Here is a 20,620-nt window from a genome sequence, read left to right on the forward strand (position 1 = left end):
TCCGGTGGAAATAACCAGCCAAGAGGCAACAATCAGAAAGTAGCGACAGCGAAACCGGTCCGCGAAGATCGCAACGATCAAACGCGCGGAAAAACAACCCAAAAATCAAATGGGCGTCCGAAGCGCTTTGAAGATAATAAAAAATCGACGGATCAAAATCGCAACCGCAACAATAACAACAGGCAGCGTCCGGCAGCTCAGCAACAGCCGCCGAAGCCTGAAGTGAAGGTCGATAAAATCACCGTATCAGGTCCGATGACCGTAGCGGAACTGGGCAAGAAAATGAAAAAGGCGCCTTCCGAAATTATCAAGAAGCTTTTTGCTCTTGGCGTTATGGCGACAATCAACCAGGAAGTCGACCTTGATACGATCCATTTAATCGCAGCGGATTTTGAAATTGAAGTCGAAGAAAAAATTGAGCTCGACTACAATGATTTTGAAAATATTGAAGAAGTGGATGAACCGGATACATTGGAGGAACGTCCGCCAGTTGTAACGATTATGGGTCACGTTGACCATGGAAAGACAACGCTTCTTGATGCGATCCGGGAGGCCAATGTTACGTCAACAGAGGCCGGCGGTATTACGCAGCATATCGGTGCTTACCAGGTTGTAAGACACGGAAAGAAAATCACATTCCTCGATACCCCAGGCCACGCCGCGTTTACAACGATGCGTGCCCGTGGAGCCCAGGTAACAGACATTGCAATTATTGTCGTAGCTGCCGATGACGGTGTTATGCCACAAACAGTAGAAGCTATCAGCCATGCGAAAGCAGCCAATGTGCCGATTATCGTCGCTGTGAACAAAATGGATAAGCCGGCCGCTAACCCGGATCGTGTAAAGCAGGAGTTAACCGAGCATGGTCTCGTGGCGGAAGATTGGGGCGGCGACACTGTTTTTGTTCATGTGTCTGCGTTAAAGCATGAAGGTCTTGATGATATCCTTGAGATGATTCTTCTCGTGGCGGAAGTCCAGGAGTTAAAAGCGAATCCGAACAAAAGAGCGCGCGGCACGGTCATTGAAGCCGAGCTCGATCGCGGCCGTGGCCCGGTAGCAACGATTCTCGTACAGAGCGGAACGTTAAAAATCGGAGATCCATTAGTTGTCGGAACAGCGTTTGGCCGTATTCGTGCCATGGTAAACGATAAAGGACGGCGCATTAAAGAAGCGCTGCCGTCTACACCGGTAGAAATTACAGGATTGAACGATGTGCCCCAGGCCGGTGACCAGTTTATGGTGTTTGAAGACGAAAAAACCGCCCGCCAGGTTGGGGAACGCCGTTCGGTTAAACGTCGTGAAAGCGAATTGCGCGCTTCTGCCCGTGTATCACTGGATGATCTGTTTAACCAGATTAAGGAAGGTGAAATTAAAGACATCAACGTAATCATCAAGGGTGATGTTCAAGGATCGGTTGAAGCACTCCGCGGCTCGCTTGAGAAAATCGATGTAGAAGGCGTTCGCGTGAAAATCATCCACAGCGGCGTTGGCGCAATTACCGAATCGGATGTTATTCTCGCCTCCGCTTCCAATGCCATCGTGATTGGTTTTAACGTACGTCCTGAGCCAAATGCGCGTGCGACTGCGGAAGCAGAAAAAGTAGACATTCGTCTTCACCGTATTATTTACAAGGTAATGGAAGAAATCGAAGCAGCGATGAAAGGTATGCTTGAGCCGGTTTACCAGGAAAAGATCATCGGCCAGGCGGAAGTAAGGCAGACGTTTAAAGTTTCCCGCGTCGGTACGATCGCCGGCTGCTATGTAACCGATGGGAAAATCCAGCGGGATGCCGGTATCCGCATTATCCGGGATGGCATTGTAGTATTTGAAGGGAAAGTCGATGCGCTAAAACGCTTTAAAGATGATGCAAAAGAAGTTGCACAGGGTTATGAGTGTGGTATTACAATTGAGAAATATAACGATATTAAAGAAGGAGACGTCCTCGAAGCATTTGTCATGGAGGAAATCGCTCAATAATCCCTGCGAGCAAAACGAGGTGACATAGATGGGTAATGTCCGTACGAATCGTGTAGGCGAACAAATTAAGAAAGAATTAAGCCAGATAATTCAGCGTGAAATCAAAGATCCGCGCATCGGTTTTGTTACCATTACAGATGTGGAGGTATCCGGCGATCTCTCGCAGGCGAAGGTATTTATTAGCGTCCTTGGAAATGAGGATCAGCGCAACGATACGTTAAAGGCATTGGATAAGGCGAAAGGATTTATGCGGACCGAGATTGGCCGCCGGGTCCGCCTTCGTCATACCCCGGATTTTGTATTCAAAATCGATGAGTCGGTAGCCTATGGAAGCCGCATTGAAACCCTTCTTACAGAGATAAATAAAACCAAAGGGGAAGAGGAAGAATGAGCGAGATTCAGGCATCCCTTGAGGCAGCGGCCCGTTTTATTACGGAGAATGAGCATTTTCTTGTGGTCAATCACGTAAACCCCGACGGAGATGCCACTGGATCTCTGCTTGCCATGGGCTGGCTTTTAAAGCAACTGGGCAAGCAGGTTACTCTGGTTAATGAGGGGACCACCCCTGATAAATTCATGTTTTTGCCGGGAGCGATGGGAATTGAAAACGCCGATGCTGTAAAGGAAGTTACATCGCATGATGTCGTCATTACGTGCGATTGTGCTGACTTTTCCAGAGTGGGCCGGGTGGAAGATTGGTTTGCGGAGGGCTATCACCTGCTCAATATCGATCATCACCCGACCAATGATTTATTCGGTACCGTTAACCTTGTTCGGGTGGATGCTGCGGCGACGGCGGAAGTGATTTTTGATTTGATTCAGCATATGGAAGTGGAGCTGACTCAGGAATTAGCGACCTGCCTGTACACCGGACTGCTGACCGACACAGGCGGGTTCCGTTATTCCAATACGACTCCGCATGTTATGCAGGCCGCTTCTTCCTTGCTTTCACATGGTGTAGCTCCGGGAGCGATTGCCGAAAGGGTTCTTGAGGCGATAACAAAACCTCACCTCGAGCTTCTCAAACGGGCGTTACAAACCCTTGAATTTACGGATGAGGATCAGGTAGCTTCCATGACGGTCACCCTGGCCGATATGCGGGAAACAGGCGCAGCGGGGGAAGATACAGAAGGCCTCGTTAACTATGCGCGCAATGTGGAAGGCATTGAAGTCGGCATCTTATATAAGGAAGTGCCCGATGGAAAAATAAAAGTAAGCATGCGTTCCCGCAGCCAGGTAGATGTGGCAGCGATTGCGACTGCCTTTGGCGGCGGCGGGCATGTGCGCGCTTCAGGCTGTACGATACATGGCTCCATCGAAGAAGCAAAAAAACGGGTGGAAGAAAAAGTGAGCGAAGCGCTGCAGGAAGCAGGCAGGAGGGGATGAATGTGTTATCCGGAATTTTGCCCCTTTACAAGCCTGCGGGCTTTACCTCACATGATTGTGTCATGAAGATTCGTAAACTGGCCCGCACAAAAAAAGTCGGGCATACCGGCACATTGGATCCAGATGTGACAGGTGTCCTCCCGATTTGTATCGGCCAGGCAACCAAGGTTGCGGATTATTTGCATGATGCGCCCAAACAATACAGGGCGACGCTTACCATCGGTTTCTCCACCGACACAGAAGATGCGAGCGGCGCGGTGCTGGAAACAAAAACAATCGACTCTTCCCTGGATGAGGAGCAGATTCGTTCTGTTATAAATCGCTTTATTGGGAATATTGAACAAATTCCTCCGATGTATTCGGCGGTAAAAATAGACGGGAAACGGCTGCATGAACTTGCACGCGAGGGAAAGACCGTAGAGCGTAAAGCACGTCCTGTAACGATTTACGACATAGTTGTTGAAGAGATAAATTTACATACGGAATATCCGGCTGTTACGTATACGGTAACTTGCTCAAAAGGCACCTATGTGCGGACATTGTGTACCGACATTGGCAGGGCGCTCGGGTACCCGGCTCATATGTCTTATTTACAAAGGCTAAGGAGCGGTCCGTTCGAACTGGCACAGTGTGTCACGCTGGAAGAAGTAGAGGCTGCGGTTTCTGCGGGGGGGTTACAGAAGCTTTTGTACCCGCTCGATCACGCGCTTTTTCAGTATCCGGCGGTGCACATACCGGCGGGAAGGGTGCAGGCGATCCGAAACGGGCTCAGCCAGCGCCATCTTCGGCCTGATGCCTGGCAGGTGGGAGATAAGCTTCGGCTCTATGCGCCGGATGGGACGTTCCTTGCGCTGCATGAAGTAACAGAAATAGACAGAGAAAAAGGTGTGGAATCAAAGCCAGTCAGGGTGTTTCCGGAGGGGGAGGCATAAATGGAAGTTAGACATTTGCACTATCCGCTGCCGTCGGATTTTGAAGGGACAGAATGCGTGCTTGCCATGGGCTACTTTGATGGGGTACATGTCGGGCACCGAAGGGTGATTCAGAAGGCAATTGACCTGGCAAAAGGGTTTGGAATTGCCGCCGCTGTTATGACCTTCGATCCGCATCCGCGGGAAATACTTGGACAGAGCGGGTACACGCAGTATTTAACCCCGCTTGATGAAAAGCTGGAGCAGTTGAAGGTGATGGGTGTAGAAATCGCCTATGTCGTTCAGTTCGATATTTCGTTTGCCGCTGTTTATCCCGAAGATTTCATTGATGAGTTTTTACTGCGTCTTCGCCCCTGCCATGTCGTTGTCGGCTTTGACTACACATTTGGCCATAAAGGGCTTGGCACCGCCTTTACGCTGCAAAACCACGCGCAGGGCAGATATGGCCTGGACGTTATCTCTCCGATTAATCGATTCGGCGAGAAGGTGAGCAGTACGCTTATCAGGGAATACTTATATAGTGGGAAAATTAAAGAGGCGACCCAGTTTCTCGGCCGCCCTTACACTGTCCGCGGCTCCGTTGTACACGGGGAAAAGAGAGGCAGAACGATCGGGTTTCCTACCGCTAATTTAAAGCTGGCATCCCCTTACATTGTTCCGAAAAACGGAGTGTATGGTGTGAGAGTGCAGATTGGCGATAGAGAGTGTTTCGGCGTAATGAACGTAGGGATCAAGCCTACGTTTGAAAATGAGCGGAAAGAAAAATCGCTGGAGGTGCACATCCTTGATTTCTCCGGGGATTTGTACGATCAAGTGCTCGCTGTGGAATTTTTGTTTTTCATCCGTGAGGAACAGAAATTTGCGGGTGTTGATGGGCTCATTTCCCAGATTAAGCAGGATGTTGTGACAGCAAAAGCGCAGTTTTCTAAATACGTGACCGCATAGCGGACAAGCCTTTACTCTTGGAGTGAAATATGATATAGTTTATTTTGTAAGTTTTAAACCGTGGCTTGGAATGCCGATTCACCAACGGCGCTCTGGGGCATTGGGGATACGAAAGAGGAGGTGAACAGGATGGCTTTAACACAAGAACGCAAGCAACAGTTGATTGAAGAATACCGTACTCATGAATCTGATACAGGTTCTCCGGAAGTACAAATCGCTATCCTAACGGAAAAAATCAATTACCTGAACGATCATTTACGCACTCACAAGAAAGACCACCATTCCCGTCGCGGGCTTTTGAAAATGGTTGGTCAGCGTCGTAACTTGCTCGCTTATCTTAAAGATAAAGACGTAGCTCGCTACCGTGATCTGATTACCAAGTTAGGCTTACGCCGATAAGCAAAAGCGGGGATTCCCCGCTTTTTTCATGTTTAATTACAATAGTAAATTTTTCTTTTATTTCTAGGGTTTGCAGGAAATACTAGAAAAATGACGAAATATTTTTTGTTGAATCAAGAAAGGAGGCCTCTTTATATGGAACCAAGAGTTTTTGAATTTGATGTGGCCGGGCGGAAGATGTCGATTGAATACGGCAGACTTGCGAAGCAGGCAAACGCGGCGGTTCTTGTACGCTATGGCGATTCAGCCGTTTTGAGCGCAGTCACCTCATCGAAGAATCCATCACCGCTGGATTTCTTCCCGTTAACGGTTAATTATGAAGAACGACTTTATGCTGTAGGTAAGATACCCGGAGGCTTTATTAAACGAGAAGGACGCCCGAGCGAGAAAGCAACGCTCGCAAGCCGCTTAATCGATAGGCCGATTCGTCCGTTATTCCCAGAGGGATTCCGGTATGAAATTCAGGTTGTAAATACTGTGTTATCAGTCGACCAGGATTGCTCCACAGAAGTCGCTGCCATGATCGGTACGTCGGCTGCACTGAGCATTTCTGATATTCCGTTTAACGGGCCGATTGCGGGCGTGATTGTCGGCCGCGTGGATGGTGAAATTGTCATTAACCCGACGGTCGAGCAAATGGAGAGAAGCGACATTAATTTAACGGTTGCAGGTACATACGACGCGATTAACATGGTGGAGGCCGGAGCTGACGAAGTACCGGAAGAAGTCATGCTTGAAGCCATTATGCGCGGCCATGACGAAATCCGGAAAATCGTAAAAGAAATTTCAGCGATCGCAGCTGAGGTCGGAAAAGAAAAAGTGGAAGTCGTGCTGCATGCGGTTGATGCCGAAATTGAAGCGGCAGTAAAAGATTACGCAGAAGCACGCCTTGTGGAAGCGGTTCGAATTGAGGAAAAACAGGCCCGCTATGACGCAATTGATACGATTAATGAGGAAACCCTTGCTCATTTCGCGGAAGTTTACCCGGAAGATGCCAAGGCCATTAATGAAGTGCTCCACGACATTGTGAAGGATGAAGTGCGCCGCCTTATCACAGAGGACAAGGTTCGTCCGGACGGACGGGCTATTGACGAAATTCGTCCAATCTCCTGTGAGGTGGACCTGATGCCCCGTACACACGGTTCAGGCCTGTTTACACGCGGGCAGACACAGGTACTCAGCATATGTACGCTTGGTGCGCTGGGCGATGTGCAAATTCTTGACGGTCTTGGGCTGGAAGAATCGAAGCGGTTTATGCACCACTACAACTTCCCGCCATACAGCGTAGGAGAAGCACGTCCGCTTCGCCCGCCAGGCCGCAGGGAAATCGGGCACGGAGCGCTTGGAGAACGGGCGCTTGAGCCGGTCATCCCGAACGAGGATACATTCCCGTACACCATCCGCCTCGTTTCTGAGGTACTCGAATCGAACGGTTCCAGCTCCCAGGCGAGTATTTGTGCCAGTACGCTGGCAATGATGCAGGCCGGTGTACCCATTAAAGCGCCGGTAGCTGGAATTGCCATGGGTCTAGTTAAGGATAATGATAACGTAACGATATTAACCGACATTCAGGGGATGGAAGACCACCTTGGAGATATGGACTTCAAAGTAGCAGGTACCCACCAGGGCATTACCGCGCTGCAGATGGACATCAAAATCGAGGGGATTAACCGTCAGATTCTTGAAGAAGCATTAACACAGGCCCGGGAAGGCCGGATGTTCATCCTGAAACGCATGGAAGAAGCGATTAAGGAACCAAATAAAGAAATGTCTCCGTTCGCGCCGAAAATTACAACCATGCGTATCAATCCGGATAAAATCCGTGATGTTATCGGACCGAGCGGCCGAATCATCAATAAAATTATTGAAGAGACGGGCGTTAAAATCGATATCGAGCAGGATGGCCGCGTGTACATCGCTTCCATTAGCAGCGAAATGAATGAGAAAACGAAGAAAATCATCGAAGACCTCGTGCGTGAGGTCCAGGTAGGGCAAGTATACCTCGGCACAGTGAAACGCATTGAGAAGTTCGGTGCCTTCGTTGAACTGTTCTCCGGAAAAGACGGACTTGTCCATATTTCCCAGCTGGCTGAAGAACGCGTGGCGAAAGTGGAAGATGTCGTTTCCATCGGTGATCAGATTATGGTCAAGGTTACTGAGATTGATAACCAGGGCCGCGTCAATCTCTCGCGCAAGGTACTGCTCAAGGAGCAGAAAGAAGCCGAAGAAAAAGCAAAAGAATAATACGCACGATAGCGACATGATTTTTTGTGAAGTCAGTCGCTATTTTTTATGCCCGTAACGCTCGATTCCCTTTTTCATACATGATTCCCGCCAGCAGCGCATAGAGTGGTACAAACCTATATCGATGCGGGAGTGATGTGCTGTGAAGCGGGTAGCTGTACTTGTATTTTTATTTTTTTTGCTCTATAAAACAATCGATTCCGTCCCGGTTACTTTGTATATATCATCAAAAAAGGCGGATCGGGCAGCACTGGAAACAGTAGCAGGGGAATGGCAAAGTAAGCTTCAGCAGCTAAAAAGAACGAAGGATATTCCCCCGGTAAACGGCCGGATCGACCCGATTTGGAAAGGGGTTCCCGGTTACAATGGGCTGGTCATTGATGAGGCAGGAACGCTGAAAAAAATGAAGCAAGCCGGTGTATGGAATGAGGCGTTGCTTGTTTATAAAGAAGTCGAACCGGAAACCCAGCTTGAGGAGTTGGAGCCTGCTGAGGTGTACCGTGGCAACATGCAAAAACCGATGGTCTCTCTCATGATAAACGTGGCCTGGGGAAATGAGTATCTTCCGGCCATCCTTGAAACGCTTGCGAAGGAAAAAGTAAGGGCAACGTTTTTTCTTGATGGGAGCTGGACGAAGAAGTACCCGGACGAAGCGAAAAAGATTGTAGAAGCCGGCCACGAAATCGGCAGCCATGCTTACAGCCATCCGAACATGAGCAAGCTTTCTTTGACGCGCATTGAACAGGAGATTACAAAAACAAGCACAGTCATTCAGGAAGCGACCGGGGTCGTCCCATCTCTTTTCGCTCCACCGTCCGGAGACTATGATCAGAGAGTCGTAGATATGGCGGCGCGTTATCAATTAAGAACGATACTGTGGACCGCGGATACGATTGACTGGAGAAAACCATCTTCGGAGCAATGGTTCCGGAACGTATCACCGAAAATCGGGAACGGTGTGCTCATTTTGATGCATCCCACCGAATCGACAGCCAACACACTGCCAAGATTAATTCAATATATTAAAGGGAAGAAGCTGTTGCTCGGTACGGTAAGCGAGACGATATCGTCGAAACGGGTTCCTGCTATTGAGTGAAAAGCGCAAGTTTGTTATAGTAAAAAAATATGTATGTTGAATCCGAGGAGGCAAGCGTAGTGATAGAAAAATACACCCTCAAGAATGGGGTGCGGGTTATCATTGAAAAAATCCCCACAGTACGGTCGGTTGCTCTAGGCGTATGGATTGGCACCGGCTCAAGATTTGAAAATAAAGAATGGAACGGCATTTCCCATTTTATCGAGCACATGCTGTTTAAAGGTACAACCACGCGTTCAGCCAAACAGATTGCGGAAGCGTTCGATCAAATTGGCGGAAACGTAAATGCGTTTACATCAAAGGAATACACATGCTACTATGCGCGTGTCTTGGATGAACATGCGCCGGGCGCTCTGGAAATTCTTGCGGATATGTATTTCAATTCCGTGTTTGATGAACAGGAGCTTGCCAAAGAGCGAAACGTGGTTATCGAAGAAATTAGAATGTATGATGATACGCCAGATGATCTCGTGCACGACTTAATCGCAAAAGCGTGCTATGAGAATGACCCGCTCGGCTATGCCATTCTCGGTACCGAGGATGTGCTGAACGGGTTGAAGCGGGACGATATTGTTCGTTACATAGAGGGAAGATACACCCCGGATCAAACGGTCATTACAGTGGCCGGCAATGTCCCTGACGGGCTGCTCGAAGAAATCACCCGTTATTTTTCCGGGTATGAGCGCACCCCTATCCAGCTCATCGAGGACCGGACTCCCGATTTTACAGCCGGTTCGATTTGGAGAACGAAGGAGACAGAACAGGCTCATCTTTGCCTCTCTTTCCCCGGGTACTCCGTTGGGCATGAGGATATTTATTCTCTTATTCTCATGAATAACGTTCTTGGCGGCAGCATGAGTTCCCGCCTGTTTCAGGAGGTTCGGGAAGAGCGCGGTCTTGCCTATTCCGTGTTTTCTTACCATTCTGCTTTTAAGGGAGCGGGAACGTTTACCCTGTATACAGGAACGGCTACGAAGCAGCTGGAGGAAGTGTACAACGTGATGATTGACACGACAGCCAGGCTGCGCCAGCATGGGATTACCGAGGATGAACTGCACAAAGGGAAAGAGCAGCTCAAGGGAAGCCTCATGCTCAGCCTTGAAAGCACGAGCAGCCGGATGAGCCGGCTCGGCAAGAATGAGCTTCTCCTGCAGCGTCATTTAGAACTCGATGAGATCATTCGCCTGGTGGAAGCAGTGACAGTGCACAGTGTGAAACAGGTAACGGACCGTATTTTTACCAATCCGATGGCAGTAGCGCTTGTCAGTCCACTTGAAACGATCCCTGATTATATTAAGGGGGACGTGTTTGTTGGACGCTAAAGTACAAATTACGGTTCTGCCGGGAAACGAAGATATCGGTGTGCCGAAAAAAATGACAGATCTCGCCAGCGGCTTTGATCTGTGCGCGGCTGTGAAAGAGAGCACAGTGCTGGCTCCAGGGGAGAGAGCGCTGATTCCGGCCGGCTTTGCCATGGCGATGCCGCACAATCTGGAAGCCCAGGTGCGCCCACGCAGCGGTCTTGCATACAAGAAAGGGATTACGACGCTGAATTCGCCGGGCACGATCGATGCCGATTACAGAGGGGAAGTCGGCGTCATCCTGATCAACCATGGAAGCGAACTGTTCACGGTTCAGAGAGGGGAGCGGATTGCGCAGCTTGTTTTTCAGTGGGTGCCCCACGTTGAATTTGAGCTTGTTGACCGTTTGGAAGAGACCCAACGCGGGAGCGGGGGCTTTGGGCATACGGGCATATAACGACATACAGTGAAAACGTAGAAGACGACGAGACCGGACGCTGCAGAGCAGTGGAGCCGGTCTTTTTGCGTTTATTTACACAGACGGGCATATTTCCCGCGGTTCCGCTAATAAAGCTATACAGATGGTGAATTTTGAACCGGATACGGCTTATCCGGCATATAAGGAGGAAAAACAATGAGGTACAGTGAACTGGGTGGAAAAGAAATTATTGATTTGGATAACGGAGAGAGAATTGGCGTCGTCGGACAATCAGACCTTGTCATCGACCCGAAGACGGGCGCGATTCTATCGATGATTATCCCCGTGGGCAGCTTTCTTGCCCTCGGGAGAAAAAAAGAAGAGGTTACGATTCCGTGGAAGTCGATTCGCACGATTGGGAGCGAAAGAATTATTATTGAAATGAATGAGAAATCGAAAACTTCGGAGTAAAAAAATAAAAGTTAGCGGAACAATTGGGAGTTTTATGGGCGGGTGTCTGTCACAAGGGGCGGCAAAAGCGAATACGATGAGGTAGAAATGCAACGAATTCCGGGTAAACAGCAGTGCTGCAGATGTTTTCATGCTTTATCTTAGCGCAGGTTTGCAGTAAAATGGTCTGAAAGGGGTTATCAAATGCTAACGGGAATTCATGCTGCCTTCATCGGTGGAGACGCCCGCCAGCTTGAAGTAATTAAGAAACTAATCGAACTGGATGCCACCGTTACGTTGATTGGTTTTGACAATTTGGAGAGCAATTTTAACGGCGCTGTCAAGCGTCCGCTCTCTCCTGAAGTTTTACAGAACGTGGATGCACTCATTCTTCCAATCGTAGGTACGGATGATAAAGGATATGTAGAGAGCATTTTTTCCTCTAAGCCTCTCCAGCTGAAGGAAGAACACCTTATGGTGCTCCCTTCCTACTGCTGTATTTACACGGGGATGGCCCGGGGCTACTTAAAATCGCTGGCGATAGGGCGCGGCCTGCAGCTGCATGAGTTGATGGACCGTGATGATGTAGCGATCTACAATTCCATCCCGACGGTAGAAGGTGCCCTGATGATGGCAATCCAGAACACGGATTTTACGATTCACAACTCGAACAGCCTGGTGCTGGGCCTCGGAAGAGTAGGGATATCGATGGCCCGGGCCCTGCACGCTTTAGGAGCTCATGTGCGCGTTGGCGCACGGAAATCATCGGATCTGGCGAGGATTTTTGAGATGGGTTTGACTCCTTTTTACATCCAGGATTTGAGCCACCATGTCGATGATGCGGATCTTATTTTTAATACGATCCCCGATCTCGTCATCTCGGCGAAGATCATTGCGAACATGCAGCACCACGCCTTGATTATTGACCTGGCCTCTAAGCCGGGTGGTACAGATTTCCGCTATGCGGAAAAACGGGGAATTAAAGCAATACTCGCTCCTGGTTTACCCGGAATCGTTGCGCCGAAAACGGCCGGACAGATTATAGCCAATACGTTGTCCCGGCTTGTTTTTGATCAAAAGGTAAACAGGAGGGAAGCTCCATGAATTTGAAAGGAAAGACGATAGGATTCGGCTTAACCGGCTCGCATTGCACGTTCGCAGAAGTCATGCCGGAGGTTAGAAGGCTGGTAGAAGCGGGCGCTGAGGTTGTACCGGTCATTAGCCATACCGTGGCGACAACCGATACCCGTTTTGGAGATTCAAGTGACTGGCAGAGGCAGCTCAGGGAAATTACAGGCAATGAAATTATCTCTTCCATTGTAGACGCAGAGCCGCTGGGACCTTCCAAGCGCCTTGACGTTATGGTGATTGCGCCGTGTACCGGAACGTCTCTCAGCAAGCTTGCCAATGCGGTGACCGACAGTGCGGTCATGATGGCTACAAAAGCGACGCTGCGGAATTTGCGGCCGGCTGTGCTGGCGATTTCCACAAATGACGGCCTGGGCCTGAATGCAGCCAATATTGCGAAGCTACTGCTACTAAAAACATTTATCTCGTCCCATACGGGCAGGATGCACCCGATAAAAAGCCGAATTCGCTTGTTGCGCGGATGGAACTAATTAAAGAAACATGCGAAGCTGCGCTTGAAGGAAGACAGCTGCAGCCGGTGCTCGTTGAAAAATACCGTTATATGCAATAGCAATTTTGCTATTTCTATAAAAATAAACAGAAGCTGTGCAATTCGCATAGACGATCGTAAAGGAGTGGGAAAGATGGAGAAAAAGAATGGATATCACGTTGCAGTTGTCGGCGCCACAGGTGCGGTAGGAGAACAGATGCTGAAGATGCTGGAGCAGCGGCAATTCCCACTTGCGTCTCTTAAAGTGCTGGCGTCGGCCCGCTCGGTCGGGCAAACAGTGACATTTAACGGGGAAGAGCTTACCATTGAAGAGGCAACACCGGAAGCGTTCGAGGGCGTGCAAATCGCGCTGTTCAGCGCAGGCGGAAGCGTGAGTAAGAAGCTCGCCCCTGAAGCGGCAAAACGCGGAGCCATTTGCATTGACAATACGAGCGCGTTCCGGATGGATCCGAACGTTCCGCTTGTCGTACCGGAAGTAAACCCGCAGGCGATGGAGCAGCATGGCGGCATTATCGCCAATCCGAACTGCTCCACGATTCAAATGGTTGCTGCCCTTGAACCGCTGCGCGAGAAATACGGTATGGAACGCATCATCGTTTCCACTTACCAGGCCGTGTCCGGTGCGGGAGCGAAAGCGATCCAGGAGCTTCATGATCAAACAGAAGCAGTTCTTCACGGCAATGAAGTGAAAAAAGAAATTCTGCCTGTAGGCTCACTGCCGCAAAAGTATCAAATGGCATTTAATGCGATCCCGCAAATCGATGTGTTCCTTGAAAACGGATTTACAAACGAGGAAATGAAAATGACTCGTGAGACAAAGAAAATTTTCTCCGATGAAACCATTGCGGTGTCCGCGACATGTGTGCGCGTTCCGGTTGTAAAAGGCCACTCGGAGTCCGTATATGTAGAATTGAAAAACGAGTATGATCTCGCTGAAGTTCGTTCACTGCTGGAGAACGCACCGGGAATCGTCGTTCAGGATAATCCTGAAGAACAAGTATATCCGATGGCGATCGATGCGGCGGATAAAATTGAAACCTTTGTCGGCCGCCTTCGTCGGGATTTGGATCATCCGCGCGGGCTTCACATGTGGATTGTTTCCGACAATTTACTGAAGGGTGCCGCCTGGAATGCGGTCCAGATTGCCGAGGAGCTTGTAAAACGCAATTTAATCAAGGAGTAATGAGAGCAGCATGAGAATACTTGTACAGAAATTTGGAGGCTCATCTCTGACGACTCCGGAGAAGAGAGAACGTGCGATCGCCCATATCCGACGTGAATTGGAAAAGGGATACAGCGTATGTGTCGTCGTTTCGGCAATGGGCCGAAGCGGGGACCCGTACGCAACCGATACGCTGCTTCAACTCATTAAAGAGAACGGTGATTCTCTGCCAAACCGGGAGCAGGATATGCTGCTCTCCTGCGGAGAGATTATTTCCGCTGCTACCCTCGCCAGCATGTTGAATGCGAAAGAGATTACAGCAACTGTACTGACGGGCGGACAGGCGGGTATACTTACAAATGATGAGTATGCGAACGCGCAAATTGCGACGATCAACCCGGAGCGTATTGTGCGGGAGCTGGAGAAAGGCAAAGTTGTTATCGTTACCGGCTTCCAGGGAAGAACGACGGAGTGGGATACGACGACGCTCGGACGCGGAGGCAGCGACACGTCAGCCACAGCGCTCGGTGTTGCGCTCAAGGCGGAAATGGTCGATATTTTTACCGATGTTAACGGCATTATGACGGCCGACCCGCGCATTGTGGAAGAAGCGCGCTCACTCAGCACGATTACCTATTCGGAAATTTGCAATATGGCATACCAGGGAGCGAAGGTGCTTCACCCGCGTGCGGTTGAAATCGCGATGCAAACGAACATTCCGATCCGGGTGCGGTCGACGTTTTCTGATGATGAAGGGACGCTTGTAACGAGCGTTGCAGAACTGAACCGGATTGCCGGAGAAATCAACGACCGGCTGATTACAGGTATAGCGTACGTTTCTAACGTCACACAAATTAAAGTTATGGCAAAAGAAGGCCAGTATGATTTGCAGATGAAGGTATTTAAGGCGATGGCTGAGAATGATATCAGCGTTGATTTTATTAATGTCAATCCAATCGGAGTCGCTTATACTGTGCATGACGAGCTTGCGGATAAAGCCGCCCGGATTCTGGAAGGAATGGGCTATGAACCCACTCTGACGCCGCACTGCGCCAAGGTTTCTACAATTGGGGCGGGAATGGCCGGTGTACCGGGGGTTATGGCGCGCATTGTGGAGGCGCTAACGAAGGAAGATATTCAAATTCTGCAGTCGGCTGACTCGCATACAACGATTTGGGTCCTCGTCCGGGAAGAGGATATGGTGAAGGCGGTGCGCGCCCTACATAGAACGTTCGACCTGGATAAGGTGCAATTTTGAGGAGGAAAAACGTGGCTACTTTTGGAAGATTATTAACAGCGATGGTAACACCATTTGATGATGAACTACGTGTAGACCGGGCAAAAACGGAAGCGCTCGTGGAGCACCTAATTGCGACAGGTTCGACTGCGCTGGTCGTAGCGGGAACAACCGGAGAATCACCGACACTGACAGGGCAGGAGAAAATCGAACTGTTTCGCCATGTGGTCGAAATCGTAAATGGCCGCATTCCTGTTATTGCCGGAACCGGGAGCAACAGTACCGCCGCCTCGATTGAAATGACGCAAAAAGCGGTTGAAACAGGTGTCGACGGCATTATGCTCGTCGTTCCGTATTACAACAAGCCGTCCCAGGAGGGGCTGTACCAGCACTTTAAGACGATTGCCGAGACGACTGCGCTTCCAGTTATGCTTTACAACATTCCGGGCCGCTCTGTTATTAATATGGCGGCGGAAACAACGATACGGCTCGCCAATGATGTAAAAAACATTGTGGCGATCAAGGAAGCGAGCAGTGACTTGAGCCAGATGTCATTCATCATCGACGGAACACCGGATGATTTTGTCCTGTACACCGGGGACGACAAGATGACCCTGCCGTGCATGTCCATCGGGGGAGCAGGCGTTGTGAGCGTAGCCAGCCATTTGATTGGCAATGAAATGACGGAGATGATTGCTGCTTTTACCGATGGAAATGTAGCAAAAGCGAGTGGACTGCACCGCAAGCTGCTGCCGGTTTTCGAGGGGATTTTTATTGCTGCTAACCCAACGCCGGTCAAAGCAGCGCTTGCGTTGCAAGGAATCGACACCGGAAGCGTGCGCTTGCCGCTCGTTCCACTTACCGACAGGGAAAATGACTTTATAAAAAGTTTACTCGTATAACAAAATTGGTAAAAAAGAGCAGGGAGCCATTCTCCCTGCTCTTTTTGTATATCGCCCTTTTCTCAAGGAAATAGTAAGTGTTAATAGCCCTTGTGTTTTGCTCTTACTATCATGTATAATATTGACAAGTGACTGGTGCGGTCTTTTATTATTGTTTGTTTAGATGTAACTACAACTGAATATAGGAGGAATGATTTTGTCTAAACTTAACCAGAAAGCTTTGTCAATTTTCGCTTTGGGCGGCGTGGGCGAAATTGGCAAAAACATGTACGTAATTCAGTACCTGGATGACATCGTGGTCATCGATGCGGGGCTTAAATTCCCAGAAGAAGAAATGCTTGGCATCGATATTGTCATTCCGGACATTACGTACCTTCAAGAAAACAAGGACAAGGTACGGGGCATCCTCATTACACACGGGCATGAAGACCATATTGGCGGTCTTTCTTACCTGCTGCGCCATGTGAATGTACCTGTATATGCTACGAAGCTTACCCTTGGATTAATCGAAGGGAAGCTAAAGGAAGCGGGTCTCCTTGGAGAAGCGAAGCTGAACCTGATTAATAATAAATCAGAAGTGAAGCTCGGCTGTTTTACAGCATCGTTCTTTAAGACGAACCACAGCATTCCTGATACTGTCGGGGTTTGCCTTGATACACCGGAGGGCTATGTGGTCCACACGGGTGACTTCAAGTTTGACCAGACGCCTGTCAACAACCAGATGGCAGATCTCGCCAAGATGGCGGAAATCGGAGAGCGCGGTGTCCTTGCCCTTCTTTCCGACAGCACGAACGCAGAACGTCCCGGTTACACCGGATCCGAACGTGAAGTGGGAGAAGCGATTGGAGAGCACTTCCATAAGTGCAAAGGGCGTATTATTGTCGCTACGTTTGCTTCCAACATTCACCGGATCCAGCAGGTTGTAGATGCCGCGGTGATTTACGATCGAAGAGTAGCTGTTATCGGCCGCTCAATGGTAAATGTTGTTAATATCGCCATGGAACTGGGCTACCTGAACGTTCCCGAAGGATGATTGTAGACGTAGATGAGATTAACAAGCTTCCCGCTGAGAAGGTTGTCATCCTATCTACAGGAAGCCAGGGAGAGCCGATGTCGGCGCTGACCCGGATGGCTCGTTCATCTCACCGGAAGGTTGACATTTTACCGGGCGACACTGTATTAATTGCCGCGACGCCAATTCCAGGCAATGAGAAGTACGTCGCCAGAACGGTAGACCAACTGTATCGCATCGGGGCCAACGTTATATACGGGAGCGATATCCACGTATCCGGCCACGGGAGCGCGGAAGAATTAAAGCTCATGTTGAATTTCATGAGACCGAAGTACTTTATTCCTATCCACGGGGAATTTAGAATGCTTCGCCAACACGCCATTTTAGCTGAACAATGTGGTGTTCAGTCGGAAAATATTTTTTTACTTGACAATGGAGATACTGTAGAAATTAATGGAGGAAAAGCCCGTTACGGTCCGAAGGTTCACTCGGGAATCGTGTTAATCGATGGATTGGGCGTCGGTGATGTCGGCAATATTGTGCTGCGTGACCGGAAACTTTTATCCCAGGATGGTATTTTAGTTGTTGTAGTTACATTGAGCAAACAAAATGGAACGATTCTCTCAGGGCCGGATATTATATCCAGAGGCTTTGTGTATGTTCGTGAATCAGAAGCATTGCTTGAGGAAGCGAATCGAATTGTAGGCCAGACACTTAACCGCTGCATGGAAGATAACGTGAATGAATGGTCGTCATTAAAAACAAATGTGCGTGATGCGCTGGGAAGATTCCTGTATGAGCAGACGCGCAGACGCCCGATGATTTTGCCCATTATTATGGAAGTGTAATTCTAAGCCAGTCAATACGAGCCGGGAATCCTTGTATATCAAGGGTTTTCGGCTCTTTTTAATTTGTGAAAATCGTCTTTGGCCACGCTTTGACCACCTTTGCTCTTTTATATCTAAAAAGATGAACGTAAGCAATGGCGTATACGAAGCAACAAAGACGCTGGTTGAGTGGCGCGAAGGGAAAGAGCAATAAAAAATCCCTCCTGAAAACAGAAGGGAGAGCAAGGGGGAGGAACGAAGCCGGTTGTGGTTCTTTACAGTTATTTCTGTGACTTGAGTGTTTCCCGATTCCGAATCAACCAGCGATGTATAGAATATTCGATGATTATCACTATAGCGGCAGTAAGTATGGCAGCAGAAAATGTAATATCAGCCCCACGGAAAGCTAACGTGAGGAAGTAAATAAGAAGGGCAAACATAATGAATTCAACTCCAGTAGTAATCCAAAGGGTCCCTCGTCTTAAAAATGCAGATTCGATTATCGTTCCCGCCCCAGCTAAAACAACACCTATAGCAATGGGTTGATAAAGGAAAGGATAGCGTATACCCGGGAATATATAAGAGGATAATATAACAGCCAATGGGCAAAGAATTAATTTAATTCCAAAGCTTAACATAAACAATCTTCTCAAGACATAACCCCCAGTTTTTATTTTAATGGTTATGTTTTCCATTAATAAAGATTTTATTCGTTAAAGGGAGCTAGCCTTCTTATTGTTGGTTATCTCCTTGGCTACTATTTGTAGTATTATCATTTTGATTATCCATTTTGGCATCCTCCGTAATTTGGAATTGATTCAATGTTAATGTTTACTAAAACGGAAGTTTAATACAGTATGAGTGGTTTTGTTTTTCATTGTACCTGCTCTTCAAAAGGCCAATATTTTGAGAAATCGTTCCTCTTCTGTATTATAAAAATAAAAGTAGTAAAATACTGCGTAATAATATTTATAATGCTACAGCGTACAAGCCCTTTCTTACTGCGCACAGAACCCATTTACCAATAGAGGAAAATAAAGTACGCTTATCCGTTATAAACCGTTGTATCAGGCAAAACAATCCGGTCGCAATAAAGTGCAAAGTATGATAGGGTAATACTTGATGTATAAACTAATACAGCATAGACAGCAGAGCAGAGGAGAGTTTATATGAGCACGGATAAACGAGAATTGTCCCGCAGTCTTAAAGCGCGCCATATTATGATGATGGCGCTCGGCGGAGCGATTGGCGCGGGCATGTTTAAAGGAAGCAGTACATCGATCGGAATGGCTGGGCCAGGTGTGCTGTTAGATTATATGATTGGCGGTATTATTTTACTGTTTGTTATGAAGGGACTGGCCGAAATGGCGGTACAGAACCCAGGGGCCAAAACGTTCCGGGATTTACTGGAGCCGCTGCTTGGCAGGTTTGCCGGGTATTTTTCCGGCTGGATGTATTTTCTGAACTGGGTTTTGGTTATGGCTGCCGAAACAGCGGCTGCGGCCCTGTTTTTACAATACTGGTTTCATGATGTACCCCTCTGGGTTCTATCCTTACTTGTCTCCGTTGTGATTACTCTAGTTAATTTACTTCATGTAAATGTGTACGGGGAAACAGAATTCTGGCTGGCAGGTTTGAAAATCGCCGTCTTGATTTTATTTATTTTGCTCGGCGGAACGATTTTGTTTACCGGTTATGAACACCACCCGGCCGTTGGTTTTCAACATTTGACCGAAAACGGCGGATTCTTTCCCCATGGAATACAGGGGCTGGCTTCGGCGATGCTGGTTGTCATGTTTTCTTTTGGCGGAAGTGAAATGATCGGCATGACGCTGGGTGAAACGGAGAACCCTGAAAAGGTACTGCCACGGGTAGCGCGCGGGGTTATCATGCGGATCTTAGTTTTCTACGTACTTCCCATTCTCATTATCGTGAGCCTTGTGCCATGGAATGGCCTTTCCGGCACAGAAAGTCCCTTTGTTACGGTGTTCAAGGCGGTTGGCATTCCTTATGCCGCTGATATTATGAACTTTGTGATGCTGACAGCTGTTTTGTCCGCAACGAACACAGGGATGTACGCAGCTTCAAGGATGCTTTACAGCCAGGCGCTGTCCGGCCAGGCACCGAAGTTTCTCGCTTTCTTATCAGAGCGGCGTGTGCCTACACGTGCACTCCTTGTCAGTATCTCTTTTTTGTATGTGGGTGTCATTATCGCGTTTTTTACGAAAGGAAAAACGTTTGATTATTTAATGGTCATTCCTGGCTATACTGTGCTAATTATTTGGATTTTATTAGCGTTTGCTCATGTGCGAAGCCGGATGACGCATACCGGGCAGGGATTTCCGCTCGGCAGCTTTGTTGCTTTCCTGGCACTTATTGTTATTTTCATCGGTGTGGCCGTCACGTCTCCGCTTTATGGGACACTGATAAGCGTTGCTGCCATGCTATTTGTTGGAGTTTCCTACTTGTTTTCACGCAAGAGAACAAGCTTATAGTTAACATAACCGATCTAAAATCAAAGGACCGAACTTCTCATTTCACCAGGGAAGTTCGGCCCTTTTCATTTTATTTCTGGATAATGAAGGGGAACCGTACATAGGATGATAATGGGCGAGCATTTGCTTGTGCCTTCTTCCGTATCAATCGTATAATAATGGAGTTCAGTGAAAAGGATTTTCTAGAAAGGAGGGGTA

The 20,620-nt window shown here is 48.5% G+C and carries 17 protein-coding genes and 2 pseudogenes; 18 read left to right on the forward strand and 1 reads right to left on the reverse strand.

Features of this window, described 5'->3' with window-relative positions:
• The 17 genes and pseudogenes from infB to MBEAL2_RS23360 all read left to right on the forward strand — a co-directional run.
• The coding region (gene infB, locus MBEAL2_RS23280) for a translation initiation factor IF-2 (RefSeq protein WP_152667903.1) at positions 1 to 1,977 on the forward strand (1,977 nt) is incomplete at its 5' end.
• Positions 1,978 to 2,005: 28 nt separating this feature from the next.
• Positions 2,006 to 2,368 carry a 30S ribosome-binding factor RbfA gene (gene rbfA, locus MBEAL2_RS23285; RefSeq protein WP_047154635.1) on the forward strand — a complete coding sequence of 121 codons (363 nt, stop codon included), beginning with the start codon at positions 2,006 to 2,008 and terminating at the stop codon, positions 2,366 to 2,368.
• Complete coding sequence (locus tag MBEAL2_RS23290; protein WP_047154636.1) at positions 2,365 to 3,363, forward strand: DHH family phosphoesterase; 999 nt, start codon at positions 2,365 to 2,367, stop codon at positions 3,361 to 3,363. The genes rbfA and MBEAL2_RS23290 overlap by 4 nt, the downstream gene beginning before the upstream one ends.
• Positions 3,360 to 4,295, forward strand: a complete 936-nt coding sequence (gene truB, locus MBEAL2_RS23295; protein ID WP_047154637.1) for a tRNA pseudouridine(55) synthase TruB — start codon at positions 3,360 to 3,362, stop codon at positions 4,293 to 4,295. The genes MBEAL2_RS23290 and truB overlap by 4 nt, the downstream gene beginning before the upstream one ends.
• Positions 4,296 to 5,240, forward strand: a complete 945-nt coding sequence (locus tag MBEAL2_RS23300) for a bifunctional riboflavin kinase/FAD synthetase (RefSeq protein WP_047154638.1) — start codon at positions 4,296 to 4,298, stop codon at positions 5,238 to 5,240.
• 129 nt (positions 5,241 to 5,369) lie between these two features.
• Complete coding sequence (rpsO, locus tag MBEAL2_RS23305; RefSeq protein ID WP_047154639.1) at positions 5,370 to 5,639, forward strand: 30S ribosomal protein S15; 270 nt, start codon at positions 5,370 to 5,372, stop codon at positions 5,637 to 5,639.
• Between the two features lie 135 nt (positions 5,640 to 5,774).
• Positions 5,775 to 7,883, forward strand: a complete 2,109-nt coding sequence (locus MBEAL2_RS23310; protein ID WP_047154640.1) for a polyribonucleotide nucleotidyltransferase — start codon at positions 5,775 to 5,777, stop codon at positions 7,881 to 7,883.
• 142 nt (positions 7,884 to 8,025) lie between these two features.
• Entirely contained in the window at positions 8,026 to 8,979 is a 954-nt protein-coding gene (locus MBEAL2_RS23315) for a polysaccharide deacetylase family protein (protein ID WP_047154641.1), read from the forward strand.
• Between the two features lie 59 nt (positions 8,980 to 9,038).
• A complete protein-coding gene (locus MBEAL2_RS23320; protein ID WP_047154642.1) occupies positions 9,039 to 10,301 on the forward strand; it encodes a M16 family metallopeptidase in 1,263 nt (420 codons plus the stop codon).
• Entirely contained in the window at positions 10,291 to 10,737 is a 447-nt protein-coding gene (gene dut, locus MBEAL2_RS23325; RefSeq protein ID WP_047154643.1) for a dUTP diphosphatase, read from the forward strand. The genes MBEAL2_RS23320 and dut overlap by 11 nt, the downstream gene beginning before the upstream one ends.
• A 177-nt stretch (positions 10,738 to 10,914) precedes the next feature.
• Positions 10,915 to 11,169: a YlmC/YmxH family sporulation protein gene (locus MBEAL2_RS23330; RefSeq protein WP_047154644.1), complete on the forward strand. Its 255-nt coding sequence runs from the start codon at positions 10,915 to 10,917 to the stop codon at positions 11,167 to 11,169.
• A 183-nt stretch (positions 11,170 to 11,352) separates the two neighbouring features.
• Complete coding sequence (dpsA, locus tag MBEAL2_RS23335) at positions 11,353 to 12,252, forward strand: dipicolinate synthase subunit DpsA (RefSeq protein WP_047154645.1); 900 nt, start codon at positions 11,353 to 11,355, stop codon at positions 12,250 to 12,252.
• Positions 12,249 to 12,847: pseudogene (locus MBEAL2_RS23340) on the forward strand (dipicolinate synthase subunit B). Before dpsA ends, MBEAL2_RS23340 begins: the two are co-directional and overlap by 4 nt.
• Before the next feature lie 73 nt (positions 12,848 to 12,920).
• Positions 12,921 to 13,970, forward strand: coding sequence for an aspartate-semialdehyde dehydrogenase (locus MBEAL2_RS23345; protein ID WP_047154646.1), 1,050 nt, complete (start codon positions 12,921 to 12,923; stop codon positions 13,968 to 13,970).
• Positions 13,971 to 13,980: 10 nt separating this feature from the next.
• Positions 13,981 to 15,207, forward strand: a complete 1,227-nt coding sequence (gene dapG / locus MBEAL2_RS23350; RefSeq protein ID WP_047154647.1) for an aspartate kinase — start codon at positions 13,981 to 13,983, stop codon at positions 15,205 to 15,207.
• 11 nt (positions 15,208 to 15,218) lie between these two features.
• Positions 15,219 to 16,088 carry a 4-hydroxy-tetrahydrodipicolinate synthase gene (gene dapA / locus MBEAL2_RS23355; RefSeq protein WP_082130126.1) on the forward strand — a complete coding sequence of 290 codons (870 nt, stop codon included), beginning with the start codon at positions 15,219 to 15,221 and terminating at the stop codon, positions 16,086 to 16,088.
• 190 nt (positions 16,089 to 16,278) lie between these two features.
• Positions 16,279 to 17,948: pseudogene (locus MBEAL2_RS23360) on the forward strand (ribonuclease J).
• 260 nt (positions 17,949 to 18,208) lie between these two features.
• On the opposite strand, the gene MBEAL2_RS23365 reads toward MBEAL2_RS23360, so the two are convergent.
• Entirely contained in the window at positions 18,209 to 18,580 is a 372-nt protein-coding gene (locus tag MBEAL2_RS23365) for a hypothetical protein (RefSeq protein ID WP_152667904.1), read from the reverse strand.
• Positions 18,581 to 19,096: 516 nt separating this feature from the next.
• On the opposite strand from MBEAL2_RS23365, the gene MBEAL2_RS23370 reads away from it, so the two are divergent.
• Positions 19,097 to 20,422: an amino acid permease gene (locus MBEAL2_RS23370; RefSeq protein WP_047154648.1), complete on the forward strand. Its 1,326-nt coding sequence runs from the start codon at positions 19,097 to 19,099 to the stop codon at positions 20,420 to 20,422.
• The last annotated feature ends 198 nt before the right edge of the window (positions 20,423 to 20,620 follow it).

Source organism: Aneurinibacillus tyrosinisolvens, assembly GCF_001015055.1.
GTDB lineage: Bacteria > Bacillota > Bacilli > Aneurinibacillales > Aneurinibacillaceae > Aneurinibacillus_A > Aneurinibacillus_A tyrosinisolvens.